The organism is Deltaproteobacteria bacterium, from assembly GCA_005879535.1.
Classification (GTDB): domain Bacteria; phylum Myxococcota; class Myxococcia; order Myxococcales; family 40CM-4-68-19; genus 40CM-4-68-19.
Window position 1 is genome coordinate 43927 of record VBKI01000048.1, and the last position, 18079, is coordinate 62005.

16 protein-coding genes are annotated in these 18079 nt (G+C 69.2%); all 16 read right to left on the reverse strand.

What is annotated here, in order from left to right; all coding sequences use genetic code 11:
- Positions 1-29: 29 nt before the first annotated feature.
- Positions 30-1163: an undecaprenyldiphospho-muramoylpentapeptide beta-N-acetylglucosaminyltransferase gene (murG, locus tag E6J58_05255; protein ID TMB40527.1), complete on the reverse strand. Its 1134-nt coding sequence runs from the start codon at positions 1161-1163 to the stop codon at positions 30-32.
- Positions 1160-2341, reverse strand: coding sequence for a putative lipid II flippase FtsW (ftsW, locus tag E6J58_05260; GenBank protein TMB40528.1), 1182 nt, complete (start codon positions 2339-2341; stop codon positions 1160-1162). The genes murG and ftsW overlap by 4 nt, the downstream gene beginning before the upstream one ends.
- Complete coding sequence (gene murD / locus E6J58_05265) at positions 2338-3600, reverse strand: UDP-N-acetylmuramoyl-L-alanine--D-glutamate ligase (protein ID TMB40529.1); 1263 nt, start codon at positions 3598-3600, stop codon at positions 2338-2340. The genes ftsW and murD overlap by 4 nt, the downstream gene beginning before the upstream one ends.
- A complete protein-coding gene (locus E6J58_05270; protein ID TMB40530.1) occupies positions 3597-4712 on the reverse strand; it encodes a phospho-N-acetylmuramoyl-pentapeptide-transferase in 1116 nt (371 codons plus the stop codon). The genes murD and E6J58_05270 overlap by 4 nt, the downstream gene beginning before the upstream one ends.
- Complete coding sequence (locus E6J58_05275) at positions 4712-6118, reverse strand: UDP-N-acetylmuramoyl-tripeptide--D-alanyl-D-alanine ligase (GenBank protein TMB40531.1); 1407 nt, start codon at positions 6116-6118, stop codon at positions 4712-4714. Before E6J58_05275 ends, E6J58_05270 begins: the two co-directional genes overlap by 1 nt.
- The gene (locus tag E6J58_05280) at positions 6115-7626 is read right to left on the reverse strand and encodes a UDP-N-acetylmuramoyl-L-alanyl-D-glutamate--2,6-diaminopimelate ligase (GenBank protein TMB40532.1); all 1512 of its coding nucleotides are present in this window, start codon (positions 7624-7626) and stop codon (positions 6115-6117) included. Before E6J58_05280 ends, E6J58_05275 begins: the two co-directional genes overlap by 4 nt.
- Positions 7627-7672: 46 nt before the next feature.
- Positions 7673-9670 carry a PASTA domain-containing protein gene (locus E6J58_05285; GenBank protein TMB40533.1) on the reverse strand — a complete coding sequence of 666 codons (1998 nt, stop codon included), beginning with the start codon at positions 9668-9670 and terminating at the stop codon, positions 7673-7675.
- 7 nt (positions 9671-9677) lie between these two features.
- Positions 9678-10133: a hypothetical protein gene (locus E6J58_05290; protein ID TMB40534.1), complete on the reverse strand. Its 456-nt coding sequence runs from the start codon at positions 10131-10133 to the stop codon at positions 9678-9680.
- The gene (gene rsmH / locus E6J58_05295; protein TMB40535.1) at positions 10028-10954 is read right to left on the reverse strand and encodes a 16S rRNA (cytosine(1402)-N(4))-methyltransferase RsmH; all 927 of its coding nucleotides are present in this window, start codon (positions 10952-10954) and stop codon (positions 10028-10030) included. Before rsmH ends, E6J58_05290 begins: the two co-directional genes overlap by 106 nt.
- Positions 10951-11370 (reverse strand): STAS domain-containing protein, encoded by a 420-nt coding sequence (locus E6J58_05300; GenBank protein TMB40536.1) that lies wholly within the window; start codon positions 11368-11370, stop codon positions 10951-10953. Before E6J58_05300 ends, rsmH begins: the two co-directional genes overlap by 4 nt.
- A 13-nt stretch (positions 11371-11383) precedes the next feature.
- Positions 11384-11833, reverse strand: coding sequence for a division/cell wall cluster transcriptional repressor MraZ (mraZ, locus tag E6J58_05305; GenBank protein ID TMB40537.1), 450 nt, complete (start codon positions 11831-11833; stop codon positions 11384-11386).
- A 246-nt stretch (positions 11834-12079) separates the two neighbouring features.
- The gene (locus E6J58_05310; GenBank protein TMB40538.1) at positions 12080-13159 is read right to left on the reverse strand and encodes an amidase; all 1080 of its coding nucleotides are present in this window, start codon (positions 13157-13159) and stop codon (positions 12080-12082) included.
- An 8-nt stretch (positions 13160-13167) separates the two neighbouring features.
- Positions 13168-14898 (reverse strand): M1 family metallopeptidase, encoded by a 1731-nt coding sequence (locus tag E6J58_05315; GenBank protein ID TMB40539.1) that lies wholly within the window; start codon positions 14896-14898, stop codon positions 13168-13170.
- A 49-nt stretch (positions 14899-14947) separates the two neighbouring features.
- Complete coding sequence (locus E6J58_05320; GenBank protein TMB40540.1) at positions 14948-15190, reverse strand: hypothetical protein; 243 nt, start codon at positions 15188-15190, stop codon at positions 14948-14950.
- A 122-nt stretch (positions 15191-15312) separates the two neighbouring features.
- Positions 15313-16221: a trehalose-phosphatase gene (gene otsB, locus E6J58_05325; GenBank protein TMB40541.1), complete on the reverse strand. Its 909-nt coding sequence runs from the start codon at positions 16219-16221 to the stop codon at positions 15313-15315.
- An 18-nt stretch (positions 16222-16239) separates the two neighbouring features.
- Positions 16240-18018 (reverse strand): acyl-CoA dehydrogenase, encoded by a 1779-nt coding sequence (locus E6J58_05330; GenBank protein ID TMB40542.1) that lies wholly within the window; start codon positions 18016-18018, stop codon positions 16240-16242.
- Positions 18019-18079: the final 61 nt, after the last annotated feature.

Genomic DNA, 18079 nt, shown 5'->3' on the forward strand with positions numbered 1-18079 from the left:
GATAATCAATAGCTGAGCTTGGGTGGATTCTACTTGCGCGCCGGCGGCAAGTGCCTCCCTTCCCGGACCAACCGGTCCCTGCAAAGCGAGACGCAGACGTCGGCGATCTCCCGCGCCGCCTCCGGGCGACCCAGCACTCCGCTGGCCCGCGACATCCGGCCGAGCCGGCCGCGGTCGACTTCCAGCGACCGCAGCTCGTCCGCAAGCTTCTCTGCCGTCAGTTCCTTTTCGGCCATCAGCAGCGCCGCTCCGGCGTCGACGAGGCTGCGGGCGTTGACGGTCTGGTGGTCGTCGGCGGCGAAGGGAAACGGCACCAGGATCGCCGGCTTCTTGCACACCGTCAGCTCGGCGATGGTGGTGGCCCCGGCCCGGCAGACGAGGAGATCGGCGCCGGCGTACGCGCGCGCCATGTCGTCGATGAAAGCAACGGCCTCGGCTACGAGGCCACTGGAGCGCAGCTTCTCGTATCGGGCGGCGATCTCCGGCTGGTCCTTGATCCCGGTCTGGTGGAGGATCTGGATCTTGCGGCCGACCTGCGGGGCGAGGATCTCCAGCGCTTCCGCGACCCTCAGATTGAGTGCGTGCGCGCCCTGCGACCCGCCGGTGACCAGGATGCTCAGCCGGTCGGTGGCCGCCTTCGTGTGCAGGTAGTTGTCGAGGAACGCGCGCCGGATGGGGTTTCCCAACAAGTGCGTCTTGCGCGGGGGGAACGCCGCCTCCGCTTGCGGGAAGGCGATGAACACGGCGTCCACGAACCAGCCCAGCGTCCGATTCGTGAACCCCGGGAGCGCGTTCTGCTCCTGGATGGCGGTCGGCTTGCGCAAGAACCAGGCGGCGAGCAGCACCGGGCCGCTGGAGAACCCGCCCACGCCGATCACCACGTCGGGATCGAACTTCCGCAGAATCCTGACCGACTGCCAGAGCGCCCGCGGCAACCGGACCATTCCTTTGACGAACCCGGCGATGCCCATCCGCTTGAGCGGGCCCACGTCGATGATCTCCAGCGGATAGCCCGCCTTGGGCACTTCGCGAGCCTCGATGCCCCGGGCGGACCCGACGAACAGGACGTCGTTGCGAGGATGGCGCGTCTTCACTTCTTCGCCCAGCGCAAGGCCGGGAAAGAGATGGCCGCCCGTTCCGCCGCCGGCGACCAGGAGCCTCATCGGAGCGCTCCCGCGCCGCGGCGGAGGAACCCGCCGGGCCCACCGCTGACGGAGAGGAGGATCCCGGCCGCAGTGCAGGAGGCGATGACCGAGGACATGCCGTAGGAGAGGAACGGCAGCGCCATTCCCTTGGTGGGGAGGAGCGCCAGAGCCATGCCGGCGTTGACCAGGGCCTCGACGCCGAGCAGCAGCGTCAGTCCGAACGCCAGCCAGCAGCCGAAGGCATCCGACGAGGCGTACGCGGCGCGGATCCCTCGCCAGAAGACGAAGGCGAAGAGCAGCACCACCGTCGCGACGCCGGCGAAGCCGAGCTCCTCGCCCACGATGCTGAGGATGAAATCGGTGTGCGCGGCGGGAAGGAAGAACAGCTTCTGATGGCTCTCCCCCAGACCGACGCCGAACGAGCCGCCGGCTCCGAAGCCGAGCAGCGACTCCACCGTCTGATAGCCGTGTCCGCGGGGGTCCTTCCAGGGGTCGAGGAAGGTCAGGATGCGCTGGATGCGATACGGCGACTTCCAGACGAGAAGACCGGCGACGGGCGCGGCGGCGCCGATAACGGCGAACAGGTGAGTGACCCTCGTGCCGGCGACGAACAGCAGCGCGAAGGTGACCACGAAGAGGACGACGGTGGTCCCGAAGTCGGGCTCCAGCATCAAGAGGCCGCCGAAGACGGCGAGCATCACCAGGTGGGGCAAGAAGCCCACGGAGAAGAGCCGCATCCGCTCCTGCTTCTTCGCCAGCGAGCGCGCGAGCCAGAGCACGAGCGAGATCTTCGCCAGCTCGCTGGGCTGGAAGGTCATCGACCCGAGCCGCAACCAGCGCGTCGCGCCCCCGGCGGAATGACCGAGCCCCGGCAGGTGGACGCAGACGAGCAGCGCCAGCGACACGAGCACCAGCGGAACCGCGAGCGCCTCCAGCCGTCGGTACCCGACCTTCATCGTCAGGAGCAACGCGGCAAGCCCGATCAGCGCACCCGCCGCCTGGCGCTTGAGGAACCAGAGGGCGTCGCCGAGCCTGGCCCCGGCATACACCGCGCTCGCGCTGTAGACCATCACCACGCCGAACATGACGAGGAGCAGCACGGCGCCGAGGAGCGCCGGGTCGTAGCGCAGGACGGGCCGGAACTGCTCGGCCCTCTTCTGCGCCACGCGGGCTCCGGCGACGGCGGAGAGCGTCATGAAAGCCCTCGCACCAGCGCCTTGAACTGGTCGCCCCTGTCCTCGAAGTTGCGGAACTGATCGTAGGAGGCGCAGGCCGGCGAGAGCAGCACCACGTCACCGCCCCGGGCACGCTTGCGCGCCCGGAACACAGCGGTTGCGAGCGCACCACAGGGCTCGATCTCCGCCACCCCTGACAGCTCGGAGGCGATCGCCGGAGCGTCTTCGCCGATCGTGAAGATCGTCTTCACGCGCCCTCGCATCAGCTCCCGCAACGGCGCGTAGGGAGCGCCCTTCCCGCGTCCGCCCATGATGATGTGGACGTTGCCGGGAAACGCGGTCAGCGACTTCTCCACGCTGTCCACGTTGGTGGCCTTGGAGTCGTTGATCCACTCGACTCCTTCGAGGACGCGGACGGGCTCCAGACGATGGGGCAGGCCGGGATAGCTGTCGAGACCCTTCTGCAGAGCATCGAGCGCCACGCCGAGGTGGCGCGCCAGCAGGCAGGCGGCGTAGGCGTTCTCGCGGTTGTGTGCTCCGCGCAAGGTCGGCGCGCGGAGCGGGAGCTCGGTGCCCTCGATGCGCAAGGGGTTGTGCGCATCGAAGAGCTGCCGCCGCACACCGCGGTTCGTCCTCATCGCGCGCACGCGGGGGTCGGCTTCGTTGATCACCGCGGTATCACCCGGGCCCTGGTTCTCGAAGATCCGCTCTTTCGCTTTCGCGTATTCGTCCAGCGACGGATAGCGGTCGAGGTGGTCCGGGGTGATGTTGAGGACGGTCGCCGCCGCGCAGCGGAGCGAAACGATCGACTCGAGCTGGTAGCTGGACAGCTCGCAGACCGTCGCGTCCAGCGTCCCTTTCCAGAGAACGCGATTGCTGAGCGCGTCGCCCAGGTTTCCGCCGGTGAAGACCTGCAACCCCGCCGTCGCCAGCAGATGCCCGCACAGCGCCGTGGTGGTGCTCTTCCCGTTGGTGCCCGTGACGCCGAAGATCGGCTCCTCGATGAACCGGGAGGCGAGCTCGACTTCTCCGATCACCTCGACGCCGCGCGACCTCGCCTCGGCGAAGATCGGCAGGGCCAGCGGGACGCCCGGGCTCACCACCACCAGATCGATCCCGCGCAGCGACTCGGGAACCACGCGGCGCAGCTCCCCCTCGAACGGCAGGTCCTTGTCGTCGGCTCCCACCACCTGCGCGCCGCGCGAGCGAAGCAGGTGCGCGGCGGCATCGCCGCTCTTTCCCAGGCCCACCACGAGGGCATTTCGTCGCGAGAGCTTCATCTCAGCTTCAGCGAGGCGAGCGCGGTCAGCGCGAGGATGATGGACACGATCCAGAAGCGGACGATGATCTTCGGCTCCGCCCACCCCTGCAGCTCGAAGTGGTGGTGGATGGGCGCCATGCGGAAGATGCGGCGCCCGGTGCGCTTGAACCAGAATACCTGCACCATCACCGAGACGATCTCGGCGAAGAAGACGCCGTGGATGATCGCGCTGTCCACCTCGTTCTTCGTCAGCACCGCGAGCACGCCGAGACCGCCGCCGAGGGCGAGCGATCCGACGTCGCCCATGAAGACGCTCGCGGGATAGGTGTTGAACCAGAGGAAGCTGATCCCCGCCCCGGCCATCGCGGCACAGAAGACCGCCAGTTCCGCCGACCCCGGGATGTGCGGGATCAGCAGGTAATCGGCGATGTTCAGGCCGCGGATGGTGGCTCCCGCCAGATAGGCGAGCAGCATGAAGGTGATCGCGCTGACGATGGTCGGCCCGATGGCCAGCCCGTCGAGGCCGTCGGTGAGGTTCACCGCGTTGGACGTCCCGACGATCACGATGAACGCGAGCGGAAGATAGATCCACCAGGGCAGCACCGGATTGAAGGCCTTCACCTTGACGAAGGGAATGGCCAGCCGGGTGTCGAGCCGGAGCGCGCCGGTCTTCCAGTCGACGAAGAAGACCACCACCACCACCACGAAGATCGCCGTCTGCCAGAGCAGCTTCTTGCGGCCGGCGAGCCCCTTGGAGTTGCGCTTGCTGAACTTCAACCAGTCGTCGGCGAAGCCGATGGCCCCGAACCCGAGCGTGATGATCAGCGCAGCCCACACCATGCGGCTGGTCAGGTCGGCGAACAGCAGCGTCCCGACCAGCATCGCCCAGAGGATCAGGCCTCCGCCCATCGAGGGCGTTCCGACCTTCTTCTGGTGCGCTTCCGGCGTGTCCTCGCGGACGTTGCTCGCGCCTTGCTGCAACCTGCGCAGCGCCTCGATGTAGCTGGGACCGAGGAAGAGGCCGATCATCAGCGATACCAGCCCGGCCATCAGCATGCGGAAGCTCGGGTAGCGCAGCACGTTGAAGAGCGGGAAGCGATCCGAGTACTGGAAGAGGAGGTTGTAGAGCATCAGGCCCCTCCCGCCCCGGCGAGCGCGTCGCTGATGCGCTCCATCTTCATTCCGCGCGATCCCTTCACCAGCACGACGTCCTCGGGACGGACGCGGTCCTGCACCAGCTTCACCGCCTCGGCAGGGTCGTCGGTGGACTCGATCGACTCGGCGGCGAGCCCCGCTTCCTCCGCGCCCTCGCCCAGCGCCTTGGCGCGGTTCCCGAAGCAGACCAGGAGCGAAAGGCCCGCGCCGGCCGCGAAGCGGCCGACGTCGCGGTGAAGATCCAGCTCGGTGTGGCCGAGCTCCAGCATGTCGCCGAGCACGGCGATGGCCCGGCCCTTGCCGCGGACCAGGTGGGTGAGCGTCAGCAGCGCCGCCTTGGTGCTGCTCGGATTGGCGTTGTAGCAGTCGTCGATCAGGAGCGCGCCGTTCGGCAACTGCACGGGCCGCATCCGCCGTCCCGGCGTGGTGGCGTTTGCGAGCCCGCGCAGGATGAGGTCTGCGGGTAGCCCGATGGCAACGCCGACTGCTGCCGCCGCGGCGGCGTTGTAGCCGTTGTGCGTTCCAATCAGCTTCAGCTCCGCCATCCGGCGGGTGCCGCCGAACTCCATTTCGACGCGCAGGCCGGGGCCGCCGTGGTGAGCGGAGATCAGGCGGACGTCGCTGCCAAAGGCTGCCCCGAAGGTCACCAGCCGCCGCCGCGACAGCCGGGCCTGCGCCAGCACGCGCGCATCGTCGGCGTTCGCCACCGCCGCGGCCCCGTCGCGCAGGGCATGGAACAGCTCGCCCTTGGCGTGCGCCACGCCCTCGAGAGAACCGCAGCCTTCCAGATGCACCGGTCCGACGTTCGTGACCAGGCCCACGTCGGGGTCCACCCACTCTGCAAGCCGCGCGATCTCGCCGAGATGGTTCATCCCGCACTCGATGGCGGCGTAGCGGTGCTCCTCGCTGAGCCGCAACAGCGTGAGGGGCACGCCGACTTCGTTGTTCAGGTTGCCCTCCGTCTTGAGCGTCGGGCCGGCGGCGGTGAGAACTTCCGCCACCAGCTCCTTGGTGCTCGTCTTTCCCGTCGAGCCCGTGATGCAAACCACTCGCAGATTCGTCAGGCGGCGGCGCCATGCGGCGGCGAGGCCGCCGAGCGCGCGCCCGGTGTCGGGAGCCGTCAACACCGCGGCCGACCCTGCCTGCCGTCTCGCCTTCTCCAGCGCGTCCGCCGGAACCAGGACGCCGGCAGCGCCGCCTTGCACCGCCTGCGCGACGAAGTCGCTGCCGTCGAAGTTCTCTCCGCGCAGCGCGACGAAGAGCGCCCGCGGCACCGGCTTTCGCGAATCAGTGAACGCGCCCTCGAACGGACCGCCGGGGACGGCGATGCGCGCGCCGGCTGCCCAGGCGGCCTGTTCCGCCGTGAATCGCGCTCCGCTCACCGCGAGATCTCCTCCAGCGCGCGGCGCGCCTCGATTCGGTCGTCGAAGGGACGCTTCTCCTTGCCGACGATCTGGTAGTCCTCGTGCCCCTTGCCCGCGATCAGGACGGCGTCGCCGGGCCGCGCACACCGCAGCGCGAGCGCGATCGCCTCACGCCGGTCGGGCACGACGCAGTAGCCGGCGAGGCCCATCCGCGCATGGCGCGGATCGAGCCGGGTCTTGCCGCTCCTCACCAGGCCGGGCTCGATCTCGGCGAGGATCGCCAACGGGTCCTCGGTGCGTGGGTTGTCGCTGGTCGCGACCACCAGGTCCGCGCGCGTGCCCGCCACCTCTCCCATCAGCGGCCGCTTGCCCCGATCGCGATCGCCACCGCAGCCGAAGACGCAGACGATCCGCGGCGCCGCCGCCTTCGCAAGGGCATCGAGCACACGTCCCAGCGCGTCGTCGGTGTGCGCGTAATCGACCAGGATGACGCGTCCAGCAGGATCGGGAACGCGCTCCAGCCTCCCCGGCGCTCCCTGGCATTCCTGGACGACCCGGACGATCTCCCGGAGCGGAACGCCGCTGCCGGCGAGGACGCCGATGGCCGCGAGCAGGTTCTCCGCGTTGTGCGCGCCGATCAGCGGGCTCTGCACCTCGACGAGGCCGACGTCGAGGGGCGCCGCCGTCCGCAGGCGGAAGCGGAGCCCGGACAGGTCGCCCTGGATCTGCTCGGCCGAGAGCGCCGCGCCCGCCGCGCCGCGAAGGGTGAACCCGAGCACCGGCTTCAGCTCCGCGGCCAAAGCGGCGACGCGGGCATCGTCGAAGTTGAGCACCGCCGGCGCGCCGCGAGGAAGCACCTCGCGGAACAGCTTCGCCTTCGCCCCGAAGTAGGCGTCGAGCGACCCGTGATAGTCGAGATGATCGCGCGTCAGGTTGGTGAACGCGGCGGCGGCGAAAGCGCAGCCTGCGACGCGCTCCTGGCTCAGGGCGTGACTCGACACCTCCATGGCCACGACCTGCGCCCCGGCATCGAGCATGCGGCGGAGGAGCTGCTGCAGCTCGTGCGATTCCGGCGTCGTGTGCGTCGCCGTCGTCCGGCCGCCGGGCCAGTGGGCCTCGACGGTGCCGATGAGCCCCGTGCCCAGTCCGCGGGCGGCGGAGATCTGCTCGATCAGGTAAGCGGTGGTGGTCTTGCCGTTGGTTCCGGTGATGCCGAAGAGGGAGAGCCGGCGCGAGGGCTCGCCGTGAAAGCGCGAGGCTGCGAGGGAAAACGCGCGCCGCGGGTCAGAGGCGACCACCACCGGCGCCGACACGTGAAGTCGCCGCGACGCCAGCACCGCGACCGCCCCACGCCCGATCGCCTGCGCAGCGAAATCCGCCCCGTCGGCGTTCACGCCGGGAAGCGCAGCGAATAGCGATCCGGGGCCTGCCCTGCGCGAGTCCACCGCGAGCGCGCGCACGTCCACGTCCGCCGCCTCCGGCGGCACTTCGGCGCCCACGCCTGCGAACAGTTCCCGCAACAACAAGATCCCTCCAACTCTCCGCGTCGTCGATCCCTCTCGAATACTTCGGCTATCCCGGCGGCGCCAGAGTGACCTTCACTCTTGCCCCCCGCTTGACAATGGCTCCCGCGCGCGGCGACTGCGCCACGGCCCTTCCGCTGCCGCGCAGCTCCGGCTCGAGCGCCGCCTGGGCCAACCTGCGCGTCGCCGTCCGGGCTCCCATCCCGGAGACGTCCGGAACCATGGCCTGCCCGGGCCGCAGCGGCATCCGGGCTGCCTCCTCGGGCGCTGGTTCCGGATCGGCGCTTCCCGCGAGAGAGGAGACGAGAACGGGCGCATCCACCCTGGCATCGTCGGGCATCACGTCGAGCTGTCGTAGCGCCTCATGTGCGATGGCCGCCCACGCCGGAGCCGCCACGGTGCCGCCGGTGACGTCGGCACCCTTTCCTTCCGGCTCGTCGATGGCGACGAGGATGGCGACCCGGGGCTCGTCCGCGGGCGCGAACCCGAGGAAGCTGGAGAGCCGCTTCTCCCCGTACCCGCCGGCGACGGGATCGACCTTCTGCGCCGTCCCGGTCTTGCCCGCCGCGCGGTGACCTACGAGCGCAGCGCGGGTCCCCGTGCCCTTCTCCACGACTTCCTCCAGCATGGCGGTGACCTCGCGCGCGCTCTCCTCCTTCAGGACGCGGCGGACTTCTTCCCGCCCGCGGGAGAGCAGGACGGTTCCGTCGGCTCCCACCACCTTCTGCACGAGATAGGGCCGCAGCAGCACGCCGCCGTTGGCGATGGCCGCCATCGCGGCGACGGTCTGGATCGCCGTTGCGCTCATCCCCTGTCCAAACGACGTGGTCCACAGAGCGATCTGCGGCATCCGCTTCGGATCGGCCAGCGCGCCGCGCGCCTCGCCGGGAAGCCCGACCCCGGTCTTCTCGCCGAAGCCGAACGCGCGCAGACCGTCGATCAGCTTCTGCTTCCCTAGACGCTCGCCGATCTTCGCCGCGCAGATGTTCGACGACTCCCGCAGCACGGTCGCGGGAGTGGCCCAGTCGACCGGATGCGTGTCGTGGATCTTCTTCCCGGCGCGCGCCCAGGCGCCGTGCTCGCAGTAGAGGATCTCGTCGGAGCGCAGCGCTCCCTCGTCGATGGCGCGGGCGACCACGAAGCTCTTGATCGTCGACCCCGGCTCGAGCTGGTCCTGGATCGCGCGGTCGCGCCAGATCAATGGATCGCGGCCGGGCTTGTTGGCGTCGAACGCCGGGTTGCCCGCCAGCGCCAGCACCGCCCCGCTATTCACGTCCATGGCGATGGCCCAGCCCCCGACGGCACCGCTCGTCTTGACCGCCTTCGCCAGCTCCTTCTCGGCCGCGAGCTGGATGGCGGTATCCAGCGTCAGCGTCACCGTCGCGCCGGTCAGGTCCGCCGGGTCGGGAGCGCCGTGCTCCAGCACCATCGTTCCCCGGGCGTCGCGCGTGGCCTGCACCTGCACCGCCGTGCCCTTGAGGAAGGTCTCCAGCTCGCGCTCCAGGCCTTCCTGCCCGCTCTCGTCGCCGACGAACCCGAGGACGTGGCCGGCGAGCTCGCGCTGCGGGTAGAAGCGTTTCGGTTCCTTCACCAGCTCGATGCCGTCCAGCGCCAGCCCGCGCACGCGCCGCGCCGAGGCTTCGTCGATCCGGCGCTTGATCCAGACGAACCGGCGGTCGGACTGCGCCAGCTTCTCCGCGATCTTGCGCCGGTCGAGCCGCAGCGCGCCCGCGAGCTGGGCGGCGACCGCTTCGCGCGCGCGCGGGGTCTCGAAGGCCGATGGATCGGCGAACACGGAATCGACGTCGCGCGTCACCGCCAGCGGCTCGCCGCGGCGGTCGACGATCATCCCGCGCCGGGGCACCCACTCCAGCTCGCGGCGAGTCTGGTCGCGCTGCAAGCGCGACAGGCGCGACCGGTCGAGCAGCTGCACCTTGGCGGCGCGAACGAGCACGATGCCGAAGAGAGCGAGCATGGCGGCGGCGAGCAGCACCGCGCGGAGGCGCATCCACTTGCCGTCGCGCTGCGTTGCGGACAGGCGCCTCATGGTGCGATCACCTCGATGCGGTCAGGACCGATGCGCGGACCGCGCCTCCGACCAGCACCACCACGCGGTCCACCGGCGGAGGCCCCATGTTCAGCCGGGTGCGCGCCAGCTCCTCGATGCGCTGCGGACTCTTCAGCTCCGCGGCGGCGATCTGCAGCCTCTCGTGCTCGCGCATCAAATCGCGGTACTCGGCGGACAGCCGCGACAACGCATAGCCGCGCTCGGTGACGCGCGTCCGCACCCAGGCGTGCAAGAGCATCGCGGCCGCCACCATCGCGCAGGCGAGCGTGCCGGCGGCGAAATTGCGCAGAGCGCGCCGCTCGATGTTGCGCCGGACGGCGCTCTTCGCCTGGCGCTTCACGAGAGTCTCTCCACCGCGCGCAACCGCGCGCTGCGCGCCCGGGGATTCCCGGAGAGCTCCGCGTCGCCTGCCCGCACCGGCTTCTTCGTCAGCACTTTCCATTGCGCGGTGCGCCCGCAGGCGCAGACCGGGAGCTGCGGCGGGCAGATGCATCCCGTGGCCAGACGGGCGAAGCCGTGCTTCACCATCCGATCTTCGAGGGAGTGGAACGAGATCGCCGCCGCGCGGCCGCCCCGCGCGACCACCCGGGGAAGCTGCGCGAGCCAGTCGCCGAGCGCGCCCAGCTCGTCGTTCACGGCGATGCGCAGTGCCTGGAAGGTGCGCGTCGCCGGATGGATGTCTCGCGGCCAGGCCTTGCGCGGAATCGCCGCCGCCACCACGTCAGCGAGCTGCCGCGTGTCCGCGATCCCGGACGCCTCCCACGCCTTCCGGATGGCGCGCGCGATCCGCCGCGCGAAGCGCTCTTCGCCGAGGGAGTCGAGGATGCGCGCCAGCGCCTTCTCGTCCCACTCGTCGAGGCGTTCCCGCAGCGGCCGGCCCCGGGTCGGGTCCATGCGCATGTCGAGCGGCCCGCCGGCGCGAAACGAGAATCCGCGGCCGGGATCGTCGAGCTGCGGAGAGGAAACCCCGAGATCCACCAGCGCGCCGTCGACCTCGGAGAAGCCGAGCTGATCGAGGACGGCGCGCGCGTCGCGGAAATTCCCGTGGGCGACGACGACGTCGCGGCCGGACAGCCGGGCCCGCGCCGCCGCCAGCGCAGCCGGGTCCTGGTCGATGGCCACCACCCGCGCCCCGGCGTCCAGCAGCGCCTGCGCATGCCCTCCTCCGCCCAGGGTCCCGTCGAAGATGACGCGACCGGGCCCGGCGGCGAGCAGCGCGGCCACCTCGCTTTGGAGCACGGTCTGGTGGACGAAACCGATCATTTGCGCATCGCCCTCACTCGGGCCACCGGCGCGGCTACCGCCGAGGTGGCTTCTTCAACGCTGCGGAAGAGCGCCAGCTCCGCGCCGCCCGCGGCCTTGAGGATGTTGCAGACGTAAGGGTTGCGCGCGGCGATCAGCAGATCGCCTCCGCGGGCGAGCAACTCGCGCCGGCGTGCGACGATCTCCGTGACGCCGGCGTAGTCGACGTGTGTGACCTCGCGCAGATCGAGCACGATCCTCCCCGCTTCCGCCGCTGCGCGGCCGACGGAGTAGTCGATCGCCCAGAACGCCTCCCGATCCACCTCGCCGCGCACCGCAACGGTCGCGACGCTGTCCTCCCAGCGCGCCGGCAAGCGGGGCCCCACCGGAGGCTTCAGCGCCAGCACCGCACCGTTTCGCGAAGACTTTTCCGCCATCGTCGATCTCTCCTTAGAGAAGCTCGCTCAGCCGCCTGGCCAGGTCCTGCGGTGTCTCCTGCGCCCGCGCCGCCTTCTGCACCTCGGCCCATCGCTGCGGGGTCCAGATCTCGATTCGCTCCACGGTGCCCGCCCAGGTGATTTCCTCGACCAGGCCCACGTGCTCGCGCAGACTGGGCGGGATGAGGATGCGGCCGAGCTTGTCCACCGGGCATTCCTGGGCGGGGGCGATGAATGCGCGGGAGAGCAGCCGGATGTCGCGGTCGAACATCGACTTCGCGGCCACCTTCTCCGCGAGGCGCTGCCAGGCCGAAGGCGCGAAGGCGACGAGGCAGGGATCGATCAGGTCCGGCGTGATGAAGAGCTTGTCCGCTCCTTGCGCCAACAGCAGCTCGCGAAATCGCGCGGGGAGGCTCGTGCGCCCCTTGGCGTCGATCGAGTGCTGGAAGACGCCGGAAAACATGCAGAGCGATCCCCTTCATGGGAGCAGCATTCCACTTCATGCCACTCCGATCCACCGGACGCAGACTCGGACAGGCGCGGCGGGCTGTCAAGCAACCTCCCCCTGAACAAAAAAGCAGCCAGATTGCTAGTGGATCGGCCGTCTCCTACACGCTGTGTCTAGCGTAGGCGACGCCGGATTCTGTAATGCAATGTGGGAGTCATCCCCGATGGTCCTCCATTCTCGAGGACGACTCGGGAAACTGGTTCAGCGTCGTGCAGCGGCCGCGGTAAAGGTCGATTTCGGGACCATGCAGTGGACGCCCTTGCGGACGTCCACGACCTGGCTGATGCGGCAGTCGGCGACGAGCGAGGCCAGCGAGTAGGCCTCGTAGCGGTCGAGGCCCTTGGTGGCGAGGAAGTCCACCGTCTCGTTCAGCGCGTTGAGGAACGCCTTCTGCAGATCCTCGTCGAAGCCCACCTGGATCCAGTGCGTCTTCGTCTCGATGCGCGGCCAGGTGAGCTTCATGTCCTTGCGCACGATCGGCTGCAGCCGGATCTCCTGGTACGAGCACTCCAGGGCGGTGAGGTTGACCTCGCCGTTCCCCTGCGCGCAGTGCGAGTCGCCGGTCCAGATCAGTCCCCCCTTGAGGAACACCGGAATGTAGATGGTGCTCCCTTCGGTGAGCTCGTTGATGTCCATGTTGGAGCCGTTCTTCCACGGGCGCAGGGTGCTCACCGGCGCCATCGGTTCCTTCGCCCCGCCCTTGCGCGGCGAGGGATCGTCCGGATCGATCCCGACGGCCAGCGTTCCGGGAAATGGCCGCAGAGGAATGTCGATGCCCGGCTTGAAGCGCACCGTCTTCGCCTTGGGATCGATGTCAAAGTACTTCACGTATCCTTCGGGGAAGTCCTTGGCCAGCGCGCCGATGGTGGGGAAATCCTTGCCGGGCAGGTTGAAGTTGAACCCGACCTTCTTGGGCACGATTTTCAGGATCCGGATCTCCAGCACGTCGCCGGGCTCCGCGCCCTCGACGTAGATCGGCCCGGTGATCGAGTGCGGCCCGCCGCCCGGGTTGGCCTTGCGCAGCTCGACGATCTTCTCCATCGAGACGCCCTTGGTGATCTGGTCCCGAGAGTGAAGCAGCGTTTCGATGGAGACCGTGTCGCCTGACGCGATGGTGAGCTTGGGCGGCTCCTTCGGATCCAGCCAGCCCCACTGCACCGACTCTGGCGTGGCCTTGAGGACGTGATGCTTGCCGGCGGCGACGGCGCCGGCGGCGGACAGCGCGACGACGGCGAAGAAGAACGAGCGCATGAAACCTCCCCCACGCCCGGATACGGGCATCGCGCACCTTAGCGCTCGGCGCTTTGCTCCTTCAAGACGGCCTCGACCACCGTGCGCGCGATGTGGTGGTACCCGGCGCGGGCGTCGTCGTAGATCCGGCTCGCAGCCGCCGGGTCGCGACGCGCCAGCTCCGTATAGATCGGCCTCAGGTAGCGCATCCTTCCGGTCTCCAGCAGGACGCGGCGCGCGCCGTCCACTCCCTCCGGCATTCCGGCGCGAAGCTGCAAGAGCACGAAAGTGTGCCGCAGCTCGAGACTCTTGCGGCGGGAGAGATCCCAGCGGGAATCCAGCTCGCGAAGCTTCGTCACGTCGGGTGCGGTCGCCTGCAGCACGACGAGGAGCTCGGTCGGGTTGCGCGGCTCGGCTCCGCCGCTGCGCAGCGCTTCGAGGCGCGCGGATCGCGCCTGTGGCGCATCGCCGGGCAGCCCAGGTCGATCGATGAACTCCAGCGCGCCGGCGCGCGCGGCGAGACCGGGAAGCTGCGTCTCGAGGAACTGGAGGAAGTCGTCGGTGGTAATGCTCTGGAAGCGGAACTTTCCGAGGTACGCCCGCAAGAAGCGGTCCCACGCCGGCCGCCCGGCGACCTCCTCCAGCTTGCGCAGAAGCAGGTAGCCCTTTTCGTACGGAACACTGGAGTACGCCTCGTCCGGATCGACACCTTCCAGATCCGTGCGTAGCCGCGTCAGCTCCGGCCGCGCCGCGAATCGGTCGAGGGCCGTCTGCAGATCGTGGCGTCCGCTCGCCGCGTGGAGCTCCGCCACGTCGCGCCCGTAGAGCGCTTCCAGGATCCGCCGCTCCGCGTAGACGGTGAAGCCTTCGTTGAGCCAGAAGTCGTTCGCGCTCGCGTTGGTGACGAGATTGCCCGTCCAGGCATGGGCGAGCTCGTGGGCGATGACGCTCACGAGCGATCGATCGCCGGCGAGGACGGAGGGGGTCACGAACGTCAACCGCGGGTTCTCCATTCCGCCGTAGGGAAAGCTCGGCGGCATCACCAGCACGTCGTAGCGATCCCATTCGTACGGACCGAAGAGCTCTTCGCCGGCCCGGAGCATGCTCTCCGCCTCGGCGAATTCGTATGCCGCGGCATCCGCCAGCGGGCGCTCCGCCCAGACGGCGCAGCGCGGGGACAGCTCGCGCGGCGTCAGATCGCCCACCGCGAATGCGAGCAGGTACGGCGGGATCGGCTGTGGCATCTCGAAGACGTCCACCGCCTCCGTGTCTGACGAAGGTTCGCGCCCTTTCGAGGCCGCCGCCATCAGCGTCCGCAACTGCGACGGCACCGTGAACCGCGCGGAACCGACGGTGATCCGGATTCGCGGCGTGTCCTGCAGCGGCGCCAGCGAACGCGCGTGGATCGGCTGGCATTGGGAAAAGAGGAAGGACTGGCCGCCCGCGGTCTGCGCGGGCTCGAGCCATTGCAGCGCGCTGGCTGCGGGCGAGGTGCCGTACCGGATGCGCAGTCCGGCGGCGCCAGTCGGGAGCGTCACGCGCAGGCGCGATCCGAGGACCGGTTGCGCCGGCGCCAGCTCGTACGCAAGCGACGCGCCGGCGAGAGACGTCACCGCGTCGATGCGCAGGTCGCGGGTATCGAGATCGACCTTTCCGCCACCCGAGGCATGGAAATGGAGCGCGATCTCTCCTTCCAAGGTGCGCCTCGAGAAGTCGACGCGGAGCGCGAGATCTATGCTCCGGGTCCGAGGCTGGCCGACGTCGGCGTAGCTGTGCGGATCGAGGCGCATGCCGCGGGAGACTTAGCATGCGCCTCGAGGCGCCAAAATGCCGCCGCGATTACTTCGGCATCGAGCCCGCGTCGGTGGTCGACGTGCTGCTCTTCTTCTTCTTCGCCTTCTTCTTGCTCTTCTTGCTGGTGCCGGACATGCCGGCATCCGCGCCGCCGCTCGCGCTGGCATTCGGGCCCATCCCGGCGTCGGTGCTGCCGCCGGTGGTGCTGGTGCCCGCCTGGGCAAACGCGCCCGCCGTGGCGAGCGCCGCGCTGGCCAGGACCGCCAGGCTGGTCTTCCACATCTTCATTTGTCTACCTCCGCAGTGCCGCGGCGAGATAGCCGCGCCGACGCGTTAACACTGCGGACCCGAACGCGCAATTCCGTAGGTGCTCGTGGCTGTCGGTTTGCGGGCTGCTGGGCGGGCGCCGGTCAGGCGCGCCGGCGGGCGTCGGCGAGCCAGTGGATCAGGCGGATCACTTCACCCGTGTCCGCGACTTGCCAGCGCGCGTTGGTCCCGGTGCGCGGGGGAGGACCGACGTGTACGGTGATCGAGCTGCGCCGATTGAGAACTGCGAACGCCTCTTCGTCGGCCTCGCCGGCGCCGACGTAGACCGGAAGCGCGCCGCGCATGCCGGCGAGCAGACCGAGGACGGCGCGCCACATCGAGGCTCCTTCCGGGACCGCTTCGATCGAATCGTCGGCGTGATGCAGGAAGAGACCCTCCGCCGAGACGAGCTTGCCGAACTCCTCGGTGGCAGCGACGCGAACCTGCGGTTCCGCATGCCTGACGTGGAGCGCGAGACACCAGATCCGATCCTCGACGACAACGCCCGCCGTCTGCAGCGCGGGCACGCGCGAACAGGCGCGCCGCAGCTTCTGCACGGCCGTCTCGGCGCGCTCGAGATCCGGTTCGGTCACCATTCGCAGGCCACAAGCCTGCACGTCGGTGCCGTGGACGCCGACGTAGGCAAGGCGATGCAGCCGCAGCCGGCGCTGGAGCGTCTCCACCTTGCGCGCGGAGAGCACCGCGCCGCGCGTGTTGGTCGCCGCGCAGAGCCGGATCAGCGCCGCGCGCGCGGCTGGACTCGTCCTCAGGTGCCCGTGCGAGGCTCGTTGCGACAGCGCCGTATCGAAGGAGAAGAACCCGTAGAGCGCGTCGGCTTCGGCTACCCGCTCACGCAGATTGTCCGCTTCCGACCAGAGTAGCCGGACCGCTCCAGTTCGTCCCAGCTCCGAGTTCCGCACACCGCCCCCCTCGCCCGAATCAGCCCCGGCGCGAAAACTGTGCATGGGTAGGTGGAGATGGGAGCCTTCGCGCGCTTTCGCGCGACGGAGCATGCACGAAACCGCACAGCCTCAATACGTGAGCGGGTAAGCGCCTGCTTCCAGCACGGCCGGAACGATAGCTTCTCGCGCCTCGGCGGTGTTGACGGGCGTGTAGCGGTGCAAACGCGCGAGCTGCGCGAGCTCCGCGTCCACATCGTGTGCGGGCACCACGGCGCAGATGGCAATGCGGGTCCGATCGAAGGCCCGCTCGCGGCTCTCCATGCAGAAGAAGCGACAGAGCGCATCGCGCAGGTCGCTGCGATCCTCGGTGGCGAGAGTGCGCCCGAGAATCGAGTCCATCGCGTACACCTCGATGGCGCAGTCGGCGAGGGCGGCGAGCACTTCCTGGCGTTGCTCGAGCGCGGGACCGAGCGACGCGGCCCACTTCGCCGCGAAGAGAAACTGGCGCTTCGCCATCTCCGCGCCGCGGCGCTCGGCCGCGAGCCGGCCCACCGGCGCGGGGAAATGGCGCGGGTCGGACAGATCCTCGGTCAAGCGCATCACCGCTTCCATCAGCGGCATCTCGCCCTTCATCGCCCGCTTGAAGATCATCCCCGGGATCAGCAGCCGGTTGATCTCGTTCGTGCCTTCGAAGATGCGGTTGACGCGGTTGTCCCGATAGGCACGCTCGATGGGGTAGTCGGTGACGAATCCGTTGCCGCCGTGGACCTGCAGCATGTCGTCGATGATCTCGAACATCCATTCCGACCCGGCCACCTTCATGATGCTCGCCTCGATGGCGTACTCCTCGATGGCGGCCATCACTTCCTTCGGCTCGGTGCGGCCCCCGATCGCTTCGTCGATGGCGCCGGCGGCTCGATACGTCATGCTCTCGTTCGCGTAGATCCGCGCGGCCGCGCGGGCGATCTTCTCGCGGATCAACCCGAACTCGGAAATGGTCCTTCCGAACTGCTTTCGCTGCGACGCGTACTCGACGCCCGAGCGCAGCGCCCACTTCATGCCGCCCACGGCGAAGGCGGCCAGCTTCAGCCGGCCGACGTTGAGGATGTTGAAGGCGATCTTGTGCCCCTTGCCGATCTCCCCGAGGACGTTTTCCACCGGCACCTTCGCGTCCTCGAAGATCAAGGGCGTGGTCGAGCTGCCGCGTAGCCCGAGCTTGTGCTCTTCGCGGCCAATGGTGAAGCCCGGCGTTCCGCGCTCGACGATCAAGGCGGTGAACTTGTTTCCGTCCACCTTGAGGAAGACCACGTAGACGTCGGCGAAGCCGCCGTTGGTGATCCACATCTTGCTGCCGTTGAGCACGTAATGGGTGCCGTCGTCGGAGAGCTCCGCGACCGTCTTTGCGCCGAGCGCGTCGGAGCCGCTGCCGGCCTCGCTCAGCGCATAGGCAGCGACTTTCGCGCCACTCGCCAGGTCGGGCAGGTACTTCGCCTTCTGCCCGGGGGTGCCGAAGAAGACGATGGGGAGCGTTCCGATGCCGGTGTGCGCGCCGAATGTCGTCGCCCACGAGCCGTCTCCCGCCTGCGACTCGGCGACGAGCATCGACGTCACCTTGTCCAGTCCGAGCCCGCCGAGCTCCTCGCCGATGTCGACGCCGAGCAGGCCCAGCTCCCCAGCCTGCGCGATGAGATCGCGCAGCATCGGGTAGTCGTGGTCGACGAACTGGTGCCGCTTCGCGATCACCTGCGTGCGCGTGAAATCGGCGCCGGTGCGGAAGAACTGCCGCTGCTCCGAGGAAAAACGCTCCGGGGTGACGAACGGCCGCGCTCCGACAGGCTGGAACAGGAACGAACCGCCGCGGTCCGGCAGCTCAGGAGCCGCAACGAGTTCGTTGACCTGCTCGGCCATGGGACCCCTCCCCTGACGCGGTGCGGCGCCTACATGCTTGCGATGACGCCCCGCGCAATAG